The sequence below is a fragment of the Leifsonia sp. 22587 genome (assembly GCF_052044215.1).
Lineage (GTDB): Bacteria > Actinomycetota > Actinomycetes > Actinomycetales > Microbacteriaceae > Leifsonia > Leifsonia shinshuensis_C.
In genome coordinates, this window is record NZ_JBQENB010000001.1 from 200,653 (window position 1) to 219,573 (window position 18,921).

Here is an 18,921-nt window from a genome sequence, read left to right on the forward strand (position 1 = left end):
TATCGCTTCCAGCCCAGGAGAGAAGTGCCCCCAATCCGGGGGTGAGCATTATTCAGTTTGTAGTGATCTGCGTTACTGTTGCCTCGACCGCACCCGACCGCGGTCATCGCGGCATTCGTCGAGGGGAGGATTGAATGGCGACAACGCGCGCTCAGGCCGTCGTCCCGACCGTCCGGATCCTCGGCACGCACGGCGTCCCTGCGAACTACGGAGGCTTCGAGACCGCCGCCGAGAACGTGGCGCTGTTCCTGCGCGACCAGGGCTGGCGCGTCATCGTCTACTGCCAGGCCGAGGGCAAAGGGCCGATCGTCACCGACGAATGGAACGGCATCGAGCGGGTGACTATCCCCGTCGCTGCCACCGGCTGGATTGGGACGAGCCGCTTCGACCTCCGCTCGATCGCCCACGCGGTGCGCCGCCCCGGGCTGTGCCTCACCTTCGGCTACAACACGGCGATCTTCAACATCTGGCAGCGCCTGGCGCGCATCCCGAACATCATCAACATGGACGGCATCGAGTGGTCCCGCGCCCGCTGGGGCAAGATCCGCCAGGCCATCCTGTACGCGAACGAGCGCATCGCCTGCGTGGTGGGGGACACGCTCATCGCGGACCACCCGGAGATCGAGGTGTACCTGCGACGCAAGGCGCCGCAGCGCAAGCTCACGATGATCACCTACGGGGCGCACCGCGTCGACGACGCTCCCGAGCAGCCGGTCCGCGACCTCGGCCTCGAGCCGGGCGGGTACTTCACCCTCATCTGCCGGCCCATCCCGGAGAACTCGATCCTCGAGCTGGTCGCCGCCTTCTCGCAGGAGCGCCGCGGCGTCCAGCTCGCCGTCTTCGGCGACTACCGCCCCGACGACGACGAGTACCACCGTGCCGTGGTGGATGCCGCGAGCGACGAAGTGCGCTTCGTCGGGTCGGTCTACGAGCCGGACCGCATCGCGGCCCTTCGCTTCCACAGCCTCGGCTACTTCCACGGGCACACGGTCGGCGGCACCAACCCGTCGCTCGTCGAGGCGATGGCCGCCGGAAACCCCGTGCTCGCCCACGACAACGCCTACAACCGCTGGGTGGCGCAGGACGCCGCCCTGTACTTCACCACCGTTTCCGAGGCCTCCGAGCGCATCAGCCGGCTCGTGGGCGACCTCGAGCTCCGCGCCGGTCTCGCGGCCGCCGCGCGCGAGCGCCACGCCACCGAATTCACCTGGGAGCACGTCGCCGGCCAGTACCGCGACGTGCTCGCCTCCCACCTGGAGCGCACACATGACGATCGACGCACCCTCGACCCTGCCCGCTGAAGCGGCCGCCCAGCCGACCCCGCAGCGGACCATCCGCCTGGGCGTCGTCGGCCTGGGCAAGATGGGCCTCTCGCATCTCTCGATGATCAACGCGCATCCCGACGTCCGGGTCGAGGCGGTGGTGGATGCGGCGGGCTACCTGCTCGACGTCCTCTCCAAGTACACCGGTCTCGCCACCTTCCCGTCGATCGACGCGATGCTCGCCCAGCGCGAACTCGACGCCGTCATCATCGCGACCCCGACGAAGCTGCACGCCCCGATGGTCCGCTCGATCCTCGAGGCCGGGGTCGACGTATTCTGCGAGAAGCCGCTCAGCCTGACGGCCGCGGACTCCGAGGCTCTCGCGGCGCTCGCCGCGGAGACCGGCCGGGTCACCCAGGTCGGCTACCACAACCGGTTCGTCGGCGCCTTCCGCGAGGTCAAGCGCCTGCTCGAGCTCGGCGCCATCGGCCGGGTGACGCACCTCCAGGCGGAGGCGTACGGTCCGGTGGTCCTGCGCGGCAAGGGCGGCACCTGGCGCAGCGACCGCAACGAGGGCGGGGGCGCGCTGTACGACTACGCCGCACATCCGCTCGACCTGATGACCTGGTACGCCGGCGAGGTCCAGGGCGTCGGCGGCACGGTCTTGGAGTCGGTGTTCTCCGCCTCCACGGAGGACCAGGTGTACGGCACCCTGTTCTTCGGCGAAGGGGTCAGCGGCCAGCTCTCGGTCGACTGGTCGGACGAGTCGTATCGCAAGATGACCACCCAGCTCACGATCTCGGGGACGGCGGGGCGCATCCACGCCGACAGGCAGGAGTGCCAGGTGTACCTTCGCGACACTGCGCCGGAGATCGACGGCTACACCCGCGGCTGGAACGTCCGGTACACCACCGAGCTGACCGACCCGGTCTGGTTCTACCTTCGCGGCGAGGAGTACAGCGCGCAGCTCGACTACTTCGTCCAGAGCGTGCTGACCCGGCGGACGGACGGACTCAACTCGTTCCGGAGCGCCGCGGCCACCGACCGCGCCCTATCCCTGCTGACCGCCGACGCCTCGGCGCCACGCACCACCGCCGGCGACGGCGACGGCGCACATCCGGCCCCCGCGACCTCCGCGCCGTCGGGACGACGCTTCCCCTGGAGGAGACGATGACCACCTCTGCACAGATCCCCGCACCGGCCGGCACGGCGCCCGCCGCTCCGGTCGTCCTCGACCGGCTGCTGCTGGGCGACAACCAGTTCTTCGGCGTGAACCACATGTCCGAGGAGAAGGCGCGCGCGCAGGCGATGCGCTTCCAGCACGCCGACGCGATCATGGAGGTGATCGACGCGGCGTACGACGAGGGCATCACCACCTTCATGTGCACGACCCACGACCGCATCGCGGAGATCGCCGACCGCGTGCGCGAGAACCCGGAGCGCTACGCGGACTTCTCCTTCCTGCCGAGCATGCCGTACGCGCACAAGTACGCCGACGCCGTGACCGAGGCGGGCATGCTGGGCGCGATCCGGCGGTTCCTGCCCGAGGAGGGCCTCGTAAACGCGGCGCTCCGCGGCGGCCGCGCGCTCGCCCGCAAGGATGTCGAGGGCATCATCACGCTCCTGGTGGACGCGGAGCTCGCGATGTTCCGCGGCACCCGCACGCCCGTCATCTGGCTGCAGAACGTCGTAGTCGACCTGCTCCTGGGTCTCGGCTTCCGCGACGCGTTCGGCATCTTCGCCGAGCACGTCCGCTCCCGCTACGGCGCCGAGCCGGGCTTCATCACGATGAACCTGCCGCTGTGCCTCGACGTGCTGGCCGACCAGGGCATCGAGAACCCGCTGGTGTGCTCGAACATCAACAAGATCGGGTTCCGGATGTCCGGGGGACTGGACGCCTACCGTCGTGCGCTCGAGGAGCGGCCGTTCCGCGCCGTGGCCATGAGCGTCTTCGCGTCGGGCGCCATCCCGGCCCGCGAGGCGATCGAGTGGATGGCGCAGCAGCCGAACATCGAGTCCATCGTCTTCGGCGCATCGACCCGGGCGCACCTGGCCTCCACGAAGGCCCTAGTGGACGAGTACTTCCCGGCGTGAGCGGCGCGCTCCGCGCGCACGGCTCCCGTAGCGGATCCGCGCGCGGAGGTTCGCCGCGATCTCGGCGCGGTACCGGTCGAGGGTGAACCGCTGGAGCGCGGACGCGCGGGCGTCCTCGGCCATCCGGTGTGCGAGCTCCGGGTCGTCCAGCAGCCGCTCCACCGCGTCCGCCATCGCGACTGGGTCGCCGGGCGTGACGAGCAGCCCGGTCCGGCCGTCCTCGATCGACTCGAGGTGCCCGAGGGCGGCAGCGGCCACGACGGGCCTCCGCGCGAACTGCGCCTCCACCACTGCGTTGCCGAACGGCTCGCGCAGGGAGGGCGCCAGGACGATGTCGGCGCGCTCCAGGGCGGGCCAGATCGGCGACACGTAGCCGGGGAAGGCGACGTGGCCGCGCAGGTCGTCGCGGTGGGCGCGGTCGCGCAGCTGCTGCTCGTACCACTCGTAGCCCTCGAACGGCGTTCCGCACAGCTCCAGCCGGACGTCGTGCCCGCGCGCCCGGAGGATCGCGGTCGCCTCGACGGCGACGTCGGGCGCCTTGCGCGGCGAGAGCCGTGCGACGACGCTCATGGTCACCGGTCCCGAGCCGCGCTTCACCGGCGTGGGCTCGACGGGAGGCTGGGTGACCCCGTTGTAGACCTCCACGGTCTTCGCCCCCAGAGCGGCGACGGCGGATGTCAGTGCCCCGGTCGATGCGCGGCTGATGGAGATGATGCCGTCCGCGAGGAGGAGGGGCGCGTTCAGGCCGAAACGGACCAGCCGCCCGTCGGTCGTCTCGGCCTCGTGCACATGGCAGACGACAGGGACCCGCGCCTGGCGTGCAGCAGCGATCCACCAGGGGAGCGTGACCGTGTTCACGTAGACGACATCCGGATCGATCTCGCGGATCAGCCGGCTGAGCCAGCCGACCGAGCGGAGGCCGCGCCACCCGAGCGAGACGACGCCTCCCAGGCTCGCGTCGGCGCGCCGCAGCACCGGGAACGGCCGGACCATGACATCCGCCCCTCGGGCCTTCAGCCACCCGGCGAGCGGACCATCGGCGCCGAGCACGACCAGCACGTCGAAGTCGTCCTCGATCAGCGCCTGGACGCTCTCCAGCATCTGCAGGTCCGACCCGTAGACGTCGCCGGAGGGGTTCGCGACCAGCGCGAGCGGGCGGCGGTCAACGGGTGCGGGCATCGAGGACCTCCAGGTCGCGGAACCACTTGCGCAGGGCGACGAGCAGGTAGAGCGCGTTCGCCACGAAGAAGGCCGTGTAGACCCAGAAGAAGAGCAAAGGCCAGCCGGCCGTGACGAAGGCGAGGCAGAGGAACCCGTAGTCCATCGGCAGTGCCGCAAGGGCCCGTAGCGGGGTGCTGCGGCCGGAGTCGCTCGCCGCGCTCGACGCGGGGGTCCACCCGCGCGAGCGCTTCAGCTGCTCGTTCAGGATGATCGTGAAGAAGATGACGGTCGCGACCACGCTGTACCCGATCGGGACGAGCAGGGCCGGCGCCGGGATCGGGTACCAGCGGAAGAACATCACCAGCACGGCGAGGTGCAATGCGGCGATCTTGGTCGCATCCACGACGTGGTCGAGCCATTCGCCCGAGAGGGATCCGCCGCCACGCAGCCGGGCGAGCTGGCCGTCGGCCGAGTCGAAGGCGTAGCCGACGGCGAGCGCCAGCCACACCACGAGACCGGTCCACCACTGCGGCGGCACCGTCACGAGCACCGCGATGCCGGCGAGCGAGAAGCAGGCGCTGATCGCCGTCACGGCGTTGGGCGTGAGGCCGGCGCGGAACGCGAACGCCGCGAGATGGCGGCCGATGGGCCGGTTGACGTAGATCGAGTAGCCGGGCGCTCCGCGCGTCTTGACCTTCTGGGCCGCCGACAGTCGGGCGACGATCTCGCGGTGCCCGGGCCGCGCGGTGGCGGGCCCGACGGTCTCAGCGGACATCAGTACGCCCCCACCGGATGAGTCAGCACTTTGACGGTGCGCCACATGATCACGAGGTCGCCCGTCAGGGACCAGTTCTCCACGTAGTAGAGGTCGAGACGCACGCTCTCCTCCCAGGAGAGGTCCGAGCGGCCGTTCACCTGCCACATCCCGGTGAGCCCCGGCTTGATGTAGAGGCGACGGTGCACGTGGTTCTCGTATCCCTCGACCTCGGAGGGTAGCGGCGGCCGCGGGCCGACCAGGCTCATGTCCCCGAGGAAGACGTTGACCAGCTGCGGGAACTCGTCGAGGGAGAACTTGCGCAGGTAGTGCCCGACGCGGGTGACGCGCGGGTCGTTCTTCATCTTGAACAGCAGTCCCTGGCCGTCGTTCTTCGCCTGGAGCTCGGCGAGCCGAGCCTCGGCATCGATCACCATCGAGCGGAACTTGAACATCCGGAAGCGCTCGCCGTTGCGGCCGACGCGCTCCTGCGAGAAGATCACCGGTCCGTTGTCGTCGAGCTTGATCGCGATCGCGATCGCGATGAACAAGGGTGAGAGCAGGAGCAGTGCGAGGCCGGAGGCGAAGAAATCGAACGCGCGCTTGAGCACGTGCTTGCCGCCTTCGAACTGCGGGATCTCCACGTGGATGAGGGGGAGGCCCTCGACCGGCCGGAAGTGGATGCGCGGGCCGGCCACGTCGGTGAGCGGCGACGCGAGGACGAGTTCCGTGGCGGTCCCCTCGAGCTTCCAGGCGAGCTTGCGTACGAAGTCGCCCGAACTGAGGGCGCGGCCGGCCACGATCACCGTGTCCGCGCCCAGCCGCGCCGCAGCGTCAGCGACCCCCGACAGGTCGGAGACGATCGGTACCTCCCGGTCGGGGCTCGCGATCCGGCGCCGCATCTCGGCGTCCTTCTTCGCGCCCTTGCGCTTGCCCGTGTCGAGAGCGGCACCCACGACGTTGTAGGCCGCTCCCGACTTCTGGTGGATCTGGCGCACGACGTAGTCGACGTCGTTGAACCGTCCTACGACGAGCGCGCGCGAGAGGTAGTGGTCGAAGGTGCGCTGGTGGATGAGCCAGTGGCGCCACAGCCAGCGCGAGAACAGCACCCCGGCCATGCCGGCCGGCAGCGCGACGATGAAGTAGCCCCGGGCGATGTCGATCTTCGTCACGAGGAAGAGGATGGCCAGCACGCCGAAGGTCGTCGCCGTCGCCGAGACGACGCGGCGGTACTCGGAGACGCCGAGCCCGATGACGCGGGGATCGCGGGTGCGGTACACCGAGAGGGTGAAGAGCCACGTCGCGGCGATGATCAGCGACAGGTAGGCGTAGTCGAGGTGGAATCCCGCGGTCGGAGCGACCGCGTCGTCGAAGCCGAAGCGCACGTACACGGCGCCGATGGTGGCGGCGAGGATGATCGCGGTGTCCGTGGCGAGCAGCCGGTAACGGTAGCGCTTCGCCCAGGTGAGTTCGGAGCTGCGCCCGCGCAGAGCGGTGGGGGCGACGATGCCGGGGAGCCGGGGGCGGACGACGGTCATGCCGCCACCTCCGCAGCGCCGGCGCCGGCATCGTGTCCCATCAGGGAGCCGACGGCGGCTGGGGGGAAACCGTGGTCTCGAACGGCTTCACCGCCGCCGGCTCCGCTCGAGGGGCGACTCCCGTGGTTCCGCGCGCGCCGAGTGCTCCCCGTTCGGATGGGGTTGAGTGCGGGAAGCGCTCGGCGCGGCGAAATCGGGTACACGTGGGTCACCTGCGGGTCGGGTAGGTACTGCTTTCGGGTGGTGTGAACGATCGGAGTTCCAGTACCGTAAAGTGACTGTTCCTCACCAATTCACAAAACTGAGAATACATCGTTTTCTCAGCTTCGCGTCACCCGCTTTTGGGGGGTGAGTGATCCTCAGTTACCCGTGAGCGTGTTGAAGGCGACCACCACGATCGCGCCGTTGAACAGGAACGACAGCACCGAGTGCCACGTCACCGTCCACCGGATCGCCGGAGACAGGACCCTGGTGTCGGACGTGGCGAAGGAAGTGCCGACCGTCACGGAGAAGTACACGAAGTCGCTCAGCCGCGGCTGCCGTTCGCAGGGGAACTCGAGCGTCGGATGCGCGCTGCAGTGGTAGCGCCGGAAGTACGACTGCGCGAACCCCCAGTGCAGCAGCGCCCAGGAGACGAGCATCGCCCAGACGCCCAGGCTGTCCACGAGAACGTGCAGGCCTTCGTCCGGCACCGGCGCCCGTACGGTGAGGGCTCCGGAGGCGCCGAGGACGAATCCACCGATCGTCGTCAGGATCGTCATGGTGCGGACCGTGCGGCCCACGTGGAAGCGGCTGAGGGCTCGCGCCGTCCAGTCCTCGCGCCGGGCGATCATCCCGACGACGACGCCGACCGTGAGGACGTACGCCGTGCCGATGCCGCACCACGTCGCGAACATCGCGAAGTAGGTCTCGTCCGTCGCCAGGAACATCATCGCGAGCACGAGGCCGATCAGCGCGGCCTGGACCAGCAGGTTCGCCGCGACCGCGAGGTGGGTCAGGGGCGCGACCGACGGTGAGCTCACGCTACGTAAGACGGCAGCGGACCCGTTCCATGATGCGGGTGCCGTACTGTGCCCACCGCCGTCACGAAACCGGGCACGTCGCGTCTGCAGAAATGAAGGGCCCGTGTCTGGCACCAGCAGCGGGCCGCAACCGCATTCACGATTGGAACACCGTGCGCATCACCAAAGCACTCATCCCCGCCGTCCTCGTCGCCGGCATGGCCGCCGTCAGCCTTTCGGGCTGCGTCCAGGCGAGCGTGGGGGACACGAACTCCTCCAGCAACCCGACGAACGAGAACCTGTCGGACATGCCGCGCGAGGTGCCCTACCTGCCCGACTCGGTCATCAAGAAGTCGACCACGAGCGGCAGTGACGCGACCGGCGACTACGTGATCGACCTCGAGACGTCCTCCACCGATGCCGTGAAGGACGCGGAGGACATCCTGAAGCGCGGCGGCTTCACCGAGGCCGGCGTCAACCGGTGGGAGAACGACAAGTACGAGGTGACCGTCACCGGCTCCGGCAGCAAGGTCAAGTACCAGCTCGACCGCAAGTAGCCGCTCGGGTACGGCACGCGGCCCCGTCCCCGGAACGGGGCCGCGCTCGTCCCTGTCGGAGGTGCGGCCTAAGCTGGCGGCATGTGCGGCAGGTTCGCGATGGACGACAGGGTCAACGCCGAGATCACGGAGTTCGTGGAACGGACCGGGCGGCGGCCCGAGGAGTGGCGCGCCGACTGGGAGGCGGACTACAACATCGCGCCGACCGACGACATCCCCGTGCTGATCGACTCGGCCAAGACCCGGGAGCTGCGCTTCGAGCGCGCGCACTGGTCGCTCGTCCCGTCCTGGTCCGACACCCTCAAGACCAAGTTCCCCACCTTCAACGCGCGGGCGGAGGACATCGCCGAGAAGTCCACCTGGCGCAAACCCGTGCAGTCGCACCGCGCGATCGTCCTGGCGCGCGGCTACTACGAGTGGCAGGGGCCGAAGGGCAGCAAGACGCCGTACTTCATCCGCTACCCGGAGGGACGCCTGATGGGCTTCGCCGGGCTGTACTCCTGGTGGCGCGACAAGAGCAAGGCGGAGGACGACCCCGACCGCTGGGTGCTCACCGCCACGATCCTCACGTCGGATGCCGTGCAGACGCTCGCCGACATCCACGACCGCAATCCCGTGATCCTGCCCGAGGAGCTGTGGCAGCACTGGATCGACCCGTCCATCGTCGGCGACCAGGCCCTCGTCGACGAAGCGGTGCGCGCGGGCGTCGCCGAGGCCGAGACGCTGCGCTTCGACCGGGTGGCCCCGTTCAAGACGAGCGACGACGGACCGCAGCTGATCCAGCCGGTGGACGCCGCCTGAGCGTCGATGAAGCCTGAGCGTCGGCGAAGCGTGAGCGTCGACGAGGCCTGACGCTCAGCGCGTCAGCTCGATGATGACGCTGCGGTGCGTCGTGATCGTCCGGCCGGTCTCGAAGAAGCCGAGCGCCTGCAGGTCGGCGAGACCCCAGGTGTCCTGGACGCCCTCCTCGTCGTCGTACTCGATCATCCACACCCGCTCCACGCCGTCGAAGCGGCCGCGCTGCGCCGCCGCCGGCACCGAATAGGCGCGGTCCGACCACCAGTCGTTGCGGTAGTAGGGGACGCGCAGGGTGACATCCCGGACGCCCCGGAAGCCGTCCGGGTAGGTGCGCATCGCCAGCCGGGGCCGCTGCGAGGGCCGCGCCGACTCGTCGAAGACGACGGCGTCGCCCGGGCCGGCGTTCGCGCGCATCGCCGCACTGATCTCGGCCCAGTCGCTGTCGTTCTTGGCATAGGGACCGCGCTGGAGCACGTAGACCGGGGCGCAGAGGGCGACGAAGACGAGCGTCGCGCCCGCGGTCGCGGCCACCGTCCGCCTCGGGTCGCCGCCGATGAGCCGCCCGAGCACCAGGATGCCCTCCGCGACGAGGAGTGCGGCGGCCGGAGCGGCGAACGTCGAGTAGCGGCCTGTGTACATCGGGTACACGAGGTTGACCACGAGCATGACGCCCGTCGGCAGGAACAGCCAGGTGGCGGCGACGAGGCGGGTCGACACCCCGCGGGGACCGGTGCCGGAGGGACGCATCACGCGCGTGCGCCAGGCACGCCACGCCGGCCACAGTGCGAGCGCGATGAGCGCCCACGCCGGGATCGCGACCCACGGCATGCCGAACCACAGGAAGTAGTACCAGATCGACGGGTCGTCCGGGGTGGCGCTCAGGTAGGAGATCTGACTGCGTTCGAGGTACGCGAGCGCGGCGAGCGGCATCAGGGTCAGCATGCAGCCGGCGGCGCAGACGGCCCATGCCCGGAGGGTCGAGCGCGACGCGCGGCTCCCGAGCAGCACGGCGCCGTGGGCGATCAGCAGGGTGGCGAAGTAGAGGAAGAGGTACGAGGAGACGGCCATGCCGACGGCGTACAGCAGCCAGGCGAGCCGCCGCGCGGCCGGTGCCAGCCGCCGGCCGCCGCCGTCGACCAGCCACAGCAGGAGCAGCGTGAGCCAGGCGGCCGCGGCGGCGGTGAAGGCATACGACCGTGCCTCCTCGCCGGCGTACGTGAGCCGCGGGAGGACGGTCGCCACGATGCCGGCGACGACCGCCGCCCGGGCGCCGCCGCGCCGGCCCGCGATGAGCGTCACGGCCGCCACCGCGGCCCCGACCGCCACCGCGCTCGGCAGCCGCAGGGCGAACGCGCTCTCGCCGGCCAGGCGGATCCACCCGTGCATGAACAGGTAGTAGAGCCCGTGCACCGCGTCGACGTGCAACAGCATGCCGATCAGGCTGCCGACGGGACGCTTGGCCGAGAGCAGCGTCGCCGCCTCGTCGCCCCACAGCGAGGGGATCCAGCTCGCCGCGGCGCACAGCACCGTCGCGAGGAGGCCGAAGATGCCCGCGATCGTCCACGGGCGCACCGCGCGGAGCGGCGCTCCGACCCGGAGGTCCGGTTCGACGAGGACGGCCATACCACCCGGTTCTAGACGGCGGACGGGAACACCTCAGAGACAACCAGAGAACCCTGGGGGACGCGTGAGGGAGCACTACGGAAACTCACAGCCCCTGCCTACTGGGGCAGTGGTCCTCCCGATAGCCTCCGTGGCGGCCTGCCCACCCGGCGCAGGCGCGCGCGCAGGGCGCAGTCCGCCGCGCGCCGGCGCTCACACCTCGCCGCGCCGCGCTCCCGCCCAGAGGTCGACCCCCGCATCCACCGCGTGCTGGTCGATCGCCGCCAGCTCGTCGTCGGAGAAGGACAGATTGCCGAGCGCGGCGACGTTCTGCTCGAGCTGGCCGACGCTGCTCGCACCGATCACCAGGGAGGTCACACGCTCGTCGCGGAGCGCCCACGCGAGCGCGAGCTGCGCGAGCGACTGCCCACGGGCGGCGGCGATCTCGTTCAGCGCGCGCAGGTGCCCGATCGCCTCGTCGGTGAGCCAGGACGAGTCGAACGAGTCGCCGCGGCTCGCACGGGAGCCCTCCGGCACGCCATCGAGGTACTTGTCGGTCAGCATCCCCTGCGCCAGCGGCGTGAAGCCGATCACGCCGACGCCGAGCTCGTCGACCGTGTCGAGCAGGCCCTCGGTCTCGATCCAGCGGTTCAGCATCGAGTACGACGGCTGGTGGATGAGCAGCGGCGTCCCGAGGTCCGCGAGGATCTCTGCGGCCCGCCGGGTCTCCTCGGCGCTGTACGACGAGATGCCGACGTAGAGCGCCCGCCCGGAGCGCACGGCCGTGTCCAGCGCCTGCATCGTCTCCTCCAGCGGAGTCGACGGGTCGGGACGGTGCGAGTAGAAGATGTCCACGTAGTCGAGCCCCAGCCGCTCCAGCGACTGGTCGAGGCTGGCGAGCATGTACTTGCGGCCCCCGCCGCCCTGCCCGTACGGCCCGGGCCACATGTCCCACCCGGCCTTGCTCGAGATCACCAGCTCGTCGCGGTGGTCGCGGAGGTCCTCGCGCAGGATGCGGCCGAAGTTCTTCTCGGCCGACCCGTAGGGCGGGCCGTAGTTGTTCGCCAGGTCGAAGTGGGTGACGCCGAGGTCGAAGGCGCGGCGGATGATCGCGCGCTGCGTGTCGATCGGCCGGTCGTCGCCGAAGTTGTGCCAGAGGCCGAGCGAGAGGGCGGGCAGGTCGAGACCGCTGCGCCCGGTCCGACGGTAGAGCATGTCGTCGTAGCGTGCGGGATCCGGAATGTAGGCCATGCCTCCACAGTGCTACGCCGAGGGTGCGATGTCCAACCGGCGCGGACGTCCGGTGCGCTGCGCGAACCACGGCGGCGGCTACCGCAGATCGGCGACCGATCAAGCCCTTGCCGCACCGACGGATGCGGCGGTCGCATGGGAGCATGACCGACGAAACGACTCCCACAACCGACCCCACCGTCCCCGGCCAGCCGCAGGGCGCTCCGGCGCCCTCGGACACCCCGGTGCACGACCAGCCGACCGCCGCCGGGCAGGCGCCCGCCGGCACGGCCCTGGACGACGACGCCGACCTCCCGGCCGACGACGAGACGGCCGACACCCTCCAGAACGACGCGCTGCTGGACGAGGAGCAGCCGTGACGTCACCCCATCGCTGCTCATGACAGCGGCGGCCGCGCTCGGGTGAGCACGGCCGCCGCTGGACGGACAGGGGACGGGTCAGGTGCGGCTCGCACCGCGGCGCAGCCAGCCGACGATCGCCGTGATGACGAAGAAGACGATGCCGAGGATCGCCAGCCACAGCAGCCCCTTGATGGCGAAGCCGAGGATGGCGAGGACCAGCCAGATGATGAGCAGGACGATGATAAGAGCGATCATGTGATCATCTGACCCCTCCGCGCGGGACTCGTCAATGTTCAGCGGCGGCCCTTGCGTGCCGCCCGGTTTCGTGCGAATACCCAGCCGACCACGCCGCCGGCCGCGAACACGATGAGCACCAGCGCCCACGTCGGCATCACGAGCTGCCCCCACAGCAGGTAGATCGTCGCCTGGTCGCCGCCGACCCCGTTCTGGATGGCGACGACGATGAGCAGGACCACCAGCACGATCGCCAGCCACTTCCGCTTGAGGAAGCGGACGAACGCGTTCTCCCGGGTGTCCTGACGGGTGCTCATGGCGTCAGTATGGCGCGACGCGCCCAGGGCGGGACAGGGGGAGGTAAGGCGTCACGAAGTGCGTGCAGGCACGTCTTCCTCTGTAGGGGCGCTCGAGGTACGGCCTCGACACCGCAACGCCCCGCCAAGAGAAAGAGAACTGTATGAACCCCCGTTCCACCCGCCGCGCTTCCGTGCTCGCCGTGCTCGGCGCGACCGCTGTCGCCGGCGCCTCTCTGCTGACCGGCTGCGCCGCCGGCGTGGATGCCCACGTCCAGGAGGGAACCGTCCACGTCACGAAGGGCGACACCGAGACCTTCGAGAAGGACGGCGTGGTCGTCGACGCGGCCGGCAAGAAGGTCCAGATCGAGTCCAACGGCTCCAACGCCACGGTGAAGTGCACCGGCGGTGAGGAGATCGACCTGGTCGGCCACAAGGGCACCATCACGCTCAAGGGCTCGTGCGGCCATGTCGAGGTGACGTCGAGCGACCAGAAGATCACGGCCGAGACCATCTCGGGCATCAAGATGGTGTCGTCCGGCACGACGTTCGATGCCGGCACCATCCAGAAGGATGTCGTCGTGTTCGGCTCCGACATCGACCTCACCTACGACGAGTACACCGGCTCCGGAGACCCGGCTCTGTTCGGGACCAACATCCGCGTCGGCAAGAAGGGCGACATGCCCACCGTGACCAGCACCCCGACCCCCTCGAAGTAACGAGGCCCCTCACACGACGGCCGTCGCCGCATCCACACGGTGCGGCGACGGCCGTCCACGGTTGCAGCGCTTCGCTCAGCCCACCGGCAGCTTGGTGTCGTCCTGGTGGTACAGGAAGTCCTCGAGCGGGAACGGCTTGTGCTCGATGGCCGCGGCGATCGCGAGCTGGCCGATCACGGTCTCCACCACGGAGCGCTCGAACGGGCCGAGCCCCGCATCCACCGGCACGATCGTCAGTCCCGCGTGACCCGCGCCCGGCACGCCGGCCGGGTCGGCGGCGGTCATGAGCACCACGCGAACCCCGGCGTCGAGCACCGACGAGGGGATGGCCAGCTCGCGTCCGTCGCCGAACACCACGAGCGCATCGCCCGCGGAGAGCACCTCCATCGGTCCGTGGAGGTACTGGTACGTCTCGAAGGCGGCACTCGGCGTACGCAGGCCCTCGCGGACCATGAGCGAGAGCTCCGACGCGGACGACAGCGACGCGCCGCGACCCACGACGTCGATCGCGCCGGCCTCGGCCAGCACGCGGCCGATCGTCTCCGCCGCCTCGGCGTAGTCGCGCAGGGCGTCGGACGCCCGCGCGGGGATGCGCTCCGCCTCGGCGGCCGCGTCGAGCGCGCCGACGTGGTCGAGCAGCAGCGCGTAGGCGAGGATCGTCGCGGTGTAGCCGCTGGTGTAGACGGGCGAGTCGGGGAAGCCGCCCAGGCCGAGCACCGCATCCACCGTGTCCCGGATGGGCGCCTCGGGGCAGTTCGAGATGCCGATCCGCGTGCCGGCGGGCAGCGTCCGAGCGGCGTTCAGCGGCTCGGGGCTGCGTCCGGACTCGGACACCACGATGTGGTGGTCGGCCCGCACGGCGACGAGGCCGTCGGCGAGATCGGACGCCACGACCGACGAAGCGGGCCGGCCCACGGCCGCGAGAGCGGCGACGAGCGCATGCGCCGAGTTCAACGAGGCGCCCATCGCGACGACGGACACCGACTCGTCGGCTCCCCATCGGCTCAGTCCGGAGGCGGCCAGGTCGCGCAGCACGGTCTCCCGGGCGAGGGCGAGGTTCTCCGGCTGGGCGCGCATGGCGTCGACGAAGGGGGCTTTGGGTTCCATGGAAGGTCCTTACGTGTCGGTGAGGGAGGTCGGTCGGGGAGGGTCAGCCCTTGACGGCGCCGGCGGCCATGCCGCTGACGACGTACCGCTGGAAGATCAGGGCGACGATGATCGGGGGAAGGGCCGCGAGGATGCCGCCGGCAGCCACGAGCCCGAAGTCGGTCGTGTAGCGTCCGGCGAACTCGCTGATCGCGACCGGCAGCGTCTTGGCCGCGTTCGACGAGGTGAAGATCAGCGCGTACATGAACTCGTCCCACGCCAGCAGGAACGCGAACATGATCGCCGCGAAGATGCCGGGGCGCGCGGCGGGCAGCACCACGCGGAACAGCGCGCCCAGCCGCGAGGCTCCGTCGATGCGGGCCGCCTCCTCCAGCTCCTCCGGGATGGTCAGGAAGTAGTTGCTGAGGATCCACAGCACGAACGGCACCACGAGAGAGCAGTCGACGATGATCAGGCCGACCACCGAGTCCAGCAGCCCCAGCGAGTTGAGGATCAGATAAAGAGGAATGAGCAGCGCGATCTGCGGCAGCATGTACGTCGCCAGGAAGAGGATGAGCACCGCCTGCCGGAAGCGGAACCGCAGCCGCGCGAACGCGTAGGCGCCGAGGATGCCGACGACCATCGAGACCGCGACGGTCCCGACCGCCACGATGGTGGTGTTGGCGAGCGCCGCGCGGAACGTCGCGCCGACGCTCTCCGCCCCGCCGCGGAAGATCAGCTCGTAGCGGCTCCAGTCGAGCGTGTCCGGGATCCACTGCAGCGGTGTGGAGATCAGGATGCGCTGCGGCGTCACGCTGGCGATCACCATCCACCCGAAGGGCAGCAGGATGACGACCGCGACCACCAGCGCCGCGAGGTGGATCAGGATCGAGTTGCGGGTGGTGCGCTTCACAGCAGGCTCATCTCGGATCGGCGCAGCATGCGCAGGTAGACGAAGGTCAGCGCGAGGATGACCAGCACGATGATGTACGACAGCGCGGCGCCGACCCCGAAGTTCTGGTCGGAGAACGCGGTCGTGTAGGCGTAGTACGCGATCGTCTGGGTGCCGTTCACGGGCCCGCCGCGGGTCATCGCGTAGATGATGTCGAAGACCTTGAACGCCTCCACGGTGCGCAGCACCAGCACGATCGAGATCGACGGCACGAGCATCGGCAGCACGATGGTGCGGAAGATGCGCGGCCAGCTCGCCCGGTCGACCTTCGCCGCCTCGTACAGCTCGCTCGGGATGGACGTGAGCCCCGCCAGCAGGAAGAACGCCACCAGCGGGGTCGTCTTCCAGACGTCGGCGACGATGACCATGTTGAGCGCGAGGGTCGGGTCTCCGAGCCACGCCTGGTACTGGTCGATGATGCCGAGCTGGGTCAGCGCGGCGTTCAGTGCGCCGTACTGGGCGTTGAAGATGCCCTTCCACATCGCCGCGTTCACGATCGTCGGGATCGCCCACGGGATGATCACGACGGCGCGGAACAGCCACCGCGCCCGGAGCTTCGCGTTGAGGAGTCCCGCCACGATCAGGCCGAGCACCAGCTCCAGCGCGGTCGAGACGAGGGTGAAGTACAGCGTCCGTCCCATCGCCGCCCAGAAGCCCGGGGCGGTGAGGGTGTCGATGTAGTTCTGCAGCCCGACGAACGGGGTGTCGGTCGCCAGCGCCGAGTTCACCTCGAAGAACGAGATGAGGAGCGTGCGCAGGATCGGGTACACGATGACCCCGAACACCGCGATCGCGGCGGGCAGCAGCAGCCAGAAGGCGAGCCTTCCCTGGTTGTCGCGCTTGCGCCGGTTGCGGCGCTGCCCCGTCGCGGGGGCGCGTCGCTCCGTCTCGACTCCGGCGACCGACACGCCGCTCATCCCTGGTTCTCGTTCGCGGCCTTGACCGCGTCGTCGAGGGCCTGCTGCGGGCTCTTCTTTCCGAGCAGCGCGTTCTGCAGCTCCACCTGGATGGCCTGCGACACGGTGTTGTAGTTCGGCACCGGCGGGCGCAGGATCATCGAGTCGTAGGCCTTGCCCGCGGCGGCGAACACCTCGGGGTTGGTCTTCGTGATCTCGGGCTTGGTGTAGCTGGCCTTCCAGTTCGTCATCGAGCTCTTGACGTACTTGTCCTGCACCGCCTCGCTGGTCATGTACTCGATGAACTTCCACGCGGCCGCCTGGTGCTTCGACTTGGCGCCGATGGCGAGCGCCATGGAGCCGTTCACGCCGGGGTTGTCGCCGCTGGGGCCCGCCGGGGGAGCGGTGACCGCGATCTGCCCGACCACCTTCGAGATCGACGGGTCGTTCTGGTCGCGGAAGGTCGACTCCCAGTTCAGCTCCATCGCCGTCTTGCCGGCCGCCATGGACTTGTCGGTGTCGTCCTCGAGGAAGGTCGTCGACGCCGGGTCGGTGAGCCCCTCATCCAGCGACTTCTTCATGAACTCGAGCGCCTGCACGCCCGCGCCCTTGTTGATGTCGAGCTTTCCGCTGGAGTCGGTGAACTGGCCGCCGTACGCCCCGAGCAGCTCGGCGTAGTCGCACACCAGCGCCTCGGCCTGCGACCAGCTCCAGGCGATCGGGTACTGCACCACCCCCGCGTCCTTGAGCTTCTTGGCGACGGCGAGCACGCCGTCCCACGTCTTGACGTCGTCGGGGGTCGCGCCCACCTTGGCCAGCATGTCCTTGTTGTAGAAGAACAGCTTCGTGGACGGGCCCCACGGCACGCCGTAGAATTTGCCCTTGTACTCGGCGCTGGTGAGCGCGCCGCCGAGCATGTCGCTCTTCCACGAGGACGGGAACCGCTTGGTCACGTCGGTGATGATGTTCTTGGAGGCGAACTCCGCCGGCCAGATCACGTCGAGGTGCACGACGTCGTACGTTCCGGCCGGAGCCGAGGTGACGATCTTGTCGTGCAGCGCCTCGTAGGCGACGAACGTCGGCTTGACGGTGATCTTGGGGTTCTTCGCCTCGAAGTCCTTGATCATCGCGTTGACGTCCGACTCCGAGTAGCCGGCCTGCTTCATGAACAGGGCGTTGATCGTGCCGGTGCCGTCGCCCTCGCCGCCCGACGCGGTGCCGGCGCCGGTGACGCTGCAGGCGCTGAGGGCGAGAGCGGCGGTCGCGGCGAGCCCGAGGGCCCCGAGTGCGCGACGGCGCCCGGTGGATGTGATTCTCATGACTTCCTCCGTGTGTTCGATGGTGCGAAGGGGACGACAGTGGCCGCCTCCGTGAGCCGCCGGGCGAGCGCGAGGGCGCCGCGCACCGGGGCGACATCCAGCAGGTGGATGGAGTGGGTGAGCCCGCGGGCGCGCAGGCGCTCGCCGAGGGCGTCGAACAGCCGCGGCTGATGGCTGACGACGCCGCCCGCGCAGACCACGTCGTCGCCGGCCGCGCCGCGGCGGTGGACCAGCTCGACGCTCCGGGCGAGCTCGTCGGCGGCGGCGTCGATGACGCGTGCCGCCCGTTCGCTGCCCGCATCGGCCGCCGCGAAGACGAGCGGTGCGGCGGCGCCCCACGCCGTGACGCGCGGGCGGACCGTGAGCGCGTTGGAGAGCCCGACGATCTCGTCGACGCCGAAGTGGGCGAAGAGGGCGTCGGCCAGCGCGTCGCGCGGCTCGTCCTGATCGACCGCGTCGAACAGCGAGCGCACGGCGTCCCGCACCAGGGCGGGGGCGCTGCCGGGGTCGTTCAGGATGTAGCCGTAGCCTCCGGCGCTCACCAGGCTGCCGTCGGCGCGGCGGCCGACGACCTTGCTGCCGGTGCCCGCGATGACGGCGATCGCCTCGTCGAAGCCGGCCGCCGGTCCGACCAGCTCGACGTCGTTGACGGCCAGCGCCGGTCCGTCGTGCAGCTCCGCGAGCATGTCGGAGAAGGCGAGCGTCTGGGCTTCGCTGTCGAGCCCGTGGGCGCCGACGACGAGGGGAGCCTCCGCGGCGCCGGGCACCGCATCCAGCAGGGCGAGCAGGCCGCGGACGTTGTCCTCCGAGTGGAGGTGGCCCCCGTGCTGCCAGTCGGCGGTCTTGACCGACCGGTCGAGGAGCGCGGCGCCGGCGTCGTCCTCGACGCACACGTGCGTCTTGGTGCCGCCGATGTCGATTCCGACGATCACGTCTGCTCCTCTGCGTCGTTGAAGTACCTTCTTCTTTCCTATCGGAGTGAGAAGAAGTTGACGCCCAACCTAGGCGACGCTCCCCGCCCCCGTCAAGGCCCGCGCGTGGCCGGGGACGACATTCGTCA

20 protein-coding genes are annotated in these 18,921 nt (G+C 69.9%); 7 read left to right on the top strand and 13 right to left on the bottom strand.

The genetic code is table 11. The features are described from left to right. Positions 1-134 precede the first annotated feature (134 nt). From ACTJI1_RS00930 to ACTJI1_RS00940, 3 genes are read left to right on the top strand one after another with little or no spacing between them, the layout of a single operon-like run. Positions 135-1,301, top strand: coding sequence for a DUF1972 domain-containing protein (locus tag ACTJI1_RS00930; RefSeq protein WP_440741185.1), 1,167 nt, complete (start codon positions 135-137; stop codon positions 1,299-1,301). Beyond that, complete coding sequence (locus ACTJI1_RS00935; RefSeq protein WP_440741186.1) at positions 1,267-2,436, top strand: Gfo/Idh/MocA family protein; 1,170 nt, start codon at positions 1,267-1,269, stop codon at positions 2,434-2,436. Before ACTJI1_RS00930 ends, ACTJI1_RS00935 begins: the two co-directional genes overlap by 35 nt. Beyond that, positions 2,433-3,356 (top strand): hypothetical protein, encoded by a 924-nt coding sequence (locus ACTJI1_RS00940; protein WP_440741187.1) that lies wholly within the window; start codon positions 2,433-2,435, stop codon positions 3,354-3,356. Before ACTJI1_RS00935 ends, ACTJI1_RS00940 begins: the two co-directional genes overlap by 4 nt. On the opposite strand, the gene ACTJI1_RS00945 is transcribed toward ACTJI1_RS00940, so the two are convergent. The 4 genes from ACTJI1_RS00945 to ACTJI1_RS00960 all read right to left on the bottom strand — a co-directional run bounded on the left by ACTJI1_RS00945 (position 3,330) and on the right by ACTJI1_RS00960 (position 7,831). After that, positions 3,330-4,535 carry a glycosyltransferase gene (locus ACTJI1_RS00945; protein ID WP_440741188.1) on the bottom strand — a complete coding sequence of 402 codons (1,206 nt, stop codon included), beginning with the start codon at positions 4,533-4,535 and terminating at the stop codon, positions 3,330-3,332. The genes ACTJI1_RS00940 and ACTJI1_RS00945 overlap by 27 nt on opposite strands. Beyond that, positions 4,519-5,292, bottom strand: coding sequence for a CDP-alcohol phosphatidyltransferase family protein (locus ACTJI1_RS00950; protein WP_440741189.1), 774 nt, complete (start codon positions 5,290-5,292; stop codon positions 4,519-4,521). Before ACTJI1_RS00950 ends, ACTJI1_RS00945 begins: the two co-directional genes overlap by 17 nt. Next, on the bottom strand, positions 5,292-6,809 hold the full coding sequence (locus ACTJI1_RS00955) for a sugar transferase (RefSeq protein WP_440741190.1): 1,518 nt from the start codon (positions 6,807-6,809) through the stop codon (positions 5,292-5,294). The genes ACTJI1_RS00950 and ACTJI1_RS00955 overlap by 1 nt, the downstream gene beginning before the upstream one ends. Positions 6,810-7,168: 359 nt before the next feature. Further along, positions 7,169-7,831 carry a DUF1345 domain-containing protein gene (locus ACTJI1_RS00960; RefSeq protein ID WP_440741191.1) on the bottom strand — a complete coding sequence of 221 codons (663 nt, stop codon included), beginning with the start codon at positions 7,829-7,831 and terminating at the stop codon, positions 7,169-7,171. A 152-nt stretch (positions 7,832-7,983) separates the two neighbouring features. Between ACTJI1_RS00960 and ACTJI1_RS00965 the strand changes: the two genes are divergently transcribed. Further along, on the top strand, positions 7,984-8,367 hold the full coding sequence (locus ACTJI1_RS00965) for a hypothetical protein (protein ID WP_440741192.1): 384 nt from the start codon (positions 7,984-7,986) through the stop codon (positions 8,365-8,367). A gap of 81 nt (positions 8,368-8,448) precedes the next feature. Further along, the gene (locus ACTJI1_RS00970) at positions 8,449-9,168 is read left to right on the top strand and encodes an SOS response-associated peptidase (protein WP_440741193.1); all 720 of its coding nucleotides are present in this window, start codon (positions 8,449-8,451) and stop codon (positions 9,166-9,168) included. Positions 9,169-9,222: 54 nt separating this feature from the next. Here the strand turns inward: ACTJI1_RS00970 and ACTJI1_RS00975 are convergent, their stop codons facing one another. After that, on the bottom strand, positions 9,223-10,788 hold the full coding sequence (locus ACTJI1_RS00975; RefSeq protein WP_440741194.1) for a glycosyltransferase family 39 protein: 1,566 nt from the start codon (positions 10,786-10,788) through the stop codon (positions 9,223-9,225). A gap of 192 nt (positions 10,789-10,980) precedes the next feature. After that, positions 10,981-12,018, bottom strand: coding sequence for an L-glyceraldehyde 3-phosphate reductase (gene mgrA, locus ACTJI1_RS00980; protein ID WP_440741195.1), 1,038 nt, complete (start codon positions 12,016-12,018; stop codon positions 10,981-10,983). Between the two features lie 143 nt (positions 12,019-12,161). Between mgrA and ACTJI1_RS00985 the strand changes: the two genes are divergently transcribed. Continuing rightward, on the top strand, positions 12,162-12,377 hold the full coding sequence (locus tag ACTJI1_RS00985; protein ID WP_310131468.1) for a hypothetical protein: 216 nt from the start codon (positions 12,162-12,164) through the stop codon (positions 12,375-12,377). A 78-nt stretch (positions 12,378-12,455) separates the two neighbouring features. On the opposite strand, the gene ACTJI1_RS00990 is transcribed toward ACTJI1_RS00985, so the two are convergent. Together ACTJI1_RS00990 and ACTJI1_RS00995 are read right to left on the bottom strand one after the other, a co-directional pair. Continuing rightward, positions 12,456-12,614: a hypothetical protein gene (locus ACTJI1_RS00990; RefSeq protein WP_310131466.1), complete on the bottom strand. Its 159-nt coding sequence runs from the start codon at positions 12,612-12,614 to the stop codon at positions 12,456-12,458. A 38-nt stretch (positions 12,615-12,652) separates the two neighbouring features. After that, positions 12,653-12,910, bottom strand: a complete 258-nt coding sequence (locus ACTJI1_RS00995; protein WP_440741196.1) for a DUF1049 domain-containing protein — start codon at positions 12,908-12,910, stop codon at positions 12,653-12,655. 143 nt (positions 12,911-13,053) lie between these two features. Between ACTJI1_RS00995 and ACTJI1_RS01000 the strand changes: the two genes are divergently transcribed. Then, a complete protein-coding gene (locus ACTJI1_RS01000; protein WP_440741197.1) occupies positions 13,054-13,608 on the top strand; it encodes a hypothetical protein in 555 nt (184 codons plus the stop codon). Positions 13,609-13,683: 75 nt separating this feature from the next. Here the strand turns inward: ACTJI1_RS01000 and ACTJI1_RS01005 are convergent, their stop codons facing one another. From ACTJI1_RS01005 to ACTJI1_RS01025, 5 genes are read right to left on the bottom strand one after another with little or no spacing between them, the layout of a single operon-like run. Continuing rightward, complete coding sequence (locus tag ACTJI1_RS01005; RefSeq protein WP_440741198.1) at positions 13,684-14,715, bottom strand: SIS domain-containing protein; 1,032 nt, start codon at positions 14,713-14,715, stop codon at positions 13,684-13,686. Positions 14,716-14,758: 43 nt separating this feature from the next. Then, complete coding sequence (locus ACTJI1_RS01010) at positions 14,759-15,607, bottom strand: carbohydrate ABC transporter permease (RefSeq protein WP_440741199.1); 849 nt, start codon at positions 15,605-15,607, stop codon at positions 14,759-14,761. Beyond that, positions 15,604-16,563: a carbohydrate ABC transporter permease gene (locus ACTJI1_RS01015; protein WP_310131453.1), complete on the bottom strand. Its 960-nt coding sequence runs from the start codon at positions 16,561-16,563 to the stop codon at positions 15,604-15,606. The genes ACTJI1_RS01010 and ACTJI1_RS01015 overlap by 4 nt, the downstream gene beginning before the upstream one ends. Continuing rightward, positions 16,560-17,861, bottom strand: coding sequence for an extracellular solute-binding protein (locus ACTJI1_RS01020; protein ID WP_440741200.1), 1,302 nt, complete (start codon positions 17,859-17,861; stop codon positions 16,560-16,562). Before ACTJI1_RS01020 ends, ACTJI1_RS01015 begins: the two co-directional genes overlap by 4 nt. Further along, positions 17,858-18,793 carry an N-acetylglucosamine kinase gene (locus tag ACTJI1_RS01025; protein WP_440741201.1) on the bottom strand — a complete coding sequence of 312 codons (936 nt, stop codon included), beginning with the start codon at positions 18,791-18,793 and terminating at the stop codon, positions 17,858-17,860. The genes ACTJI1_RS01020 and ACTJI1_RS01025 overlap by 4 nt, the downstream gene beginning before the upstream one ends. Between the last annotated feature and the right edge of the window lie 128 nt (positions 18,794-18,921).

Excerpts from the sequence above, each read along its gene's own strand:
- ACTJI1_RS00930 (WP_440741185.1), top strand. The coding sequence starts at position 135 with ATGGCGACAACGCGCGCTCAGGCCGTCGTCCCGACCGTCCGGATCCTC.
- ACTJI1_RS00935 (WP_440741186.1), top strand. The coding sequence starts at position 1,267 with ATGACGATCGACGCACCCTCGACCCTGCCCGCTGAAGCGGCCGCCCAG.
- ACTJI1_RS00940 (WP_440741187.1), top strand. The coding sequence starts at position 2,433 with ATGACCACCTCTGCACAGATCCCCGCACCGGCCGGCACGGCGCCCGCC.
- ACTJI1_RS00945 (WP_440741188.1), bottom strand. The coding sequence starts at position 4,535 with ATGCCCGCACCCGTTGACCGCCGCCCGCTCGCGCTGGTCGCGAACCCC.
- ACTJI1_RS00950 (WP_440741189.1), bottom strand. The coding sequence starts at position 5,292 with ATGTCCGCTGAGACCGTCGGGCCCGCCACCGCGCGGCCCGGGCACCGC.
- ACTJI1_RS00955 (WP_440741190.1), bottom strand. The coding sequence starts at position 6,809 with ATGACCGTCGTCCGCCCCCGGCTCCCCGGCATCGTCGCCCCCACCGCT.
- ACTJI1_RS00970 (WP_440741193.1), top strand. The coding sequence starts at position 8,449 with ATGTGCGGCAGGTTCGCGATGGACGACAGGGTCAACGCCGAGATCACG.
- ACTJI1_RS00975 (WP_440741194.1), bottom strand. The coding sequence starts at position 10,788 with ATGGCCGTCCTCGTCGAACCGGACCTCCGGGTCGGAGCGCCGCTCCGC.
- mgrA (WP_440741195.1), bottom strand. The coding sequence starts at position 12,018 with ATGGCCTACATTCCGGATCCCGCACGCTACGACGACATGCTCTACCGT.
- ACTJI1_RS00985 (WP_310131468.1), top strand. The coding sequence starts at position 12,162 with ATGACCGACGAAACGACTCCCACAACCGACCCCACCGTCCCCGGCCAG.
- ACTJI1_RS00990 (WP_310131466.1), bottom strand. The coding sequence starts at position 12,614 with ATGATCGCTCTTATCATCGTCCTGCTCATCATCTGGCTGGTCCTCGCC.
- ACTJI1_RS00995 (WP_440741196.1), bottom strand. The coding sequence starts at position 12,910 with ATGAGCACCCGTCAGGACACCCGGGAGAACGCGTTCGTCCGCTTCCTC.
- ACTJI1_RS01000 (WP_440741197.1), top strand. The coding sequence starts at position 13,054 with ATGAACCCCCGTTCCACCCGCCGCGCTTCCGTGCTCGCCGTGCTCGGC.
- ACTJI1_RS01005 (WP_440741198.1), bottom strand. The coding sequence starts at position 14,715 with ATGGAACCCAAAGCCCCCTTCGTCGACGCCATGCGCGCCCAGCCGGAG.
- ACTJI1_RS01015 (WP_310131453.1), bottom strand. The coding sequence starts at position 16,563 with ATGAGCGGCGTGTCGGTCGCCGGAGTCGAGACGGAGCGACGCGCCCCC.
- ACTJI1_RS01020 (WP_440741200.1), bottom strand. The coding sequence starts at position 17,861 with ATGAGAATCACATCCACCGGGCGCCGTCGCGCACTCGGGGCCCTCGGG.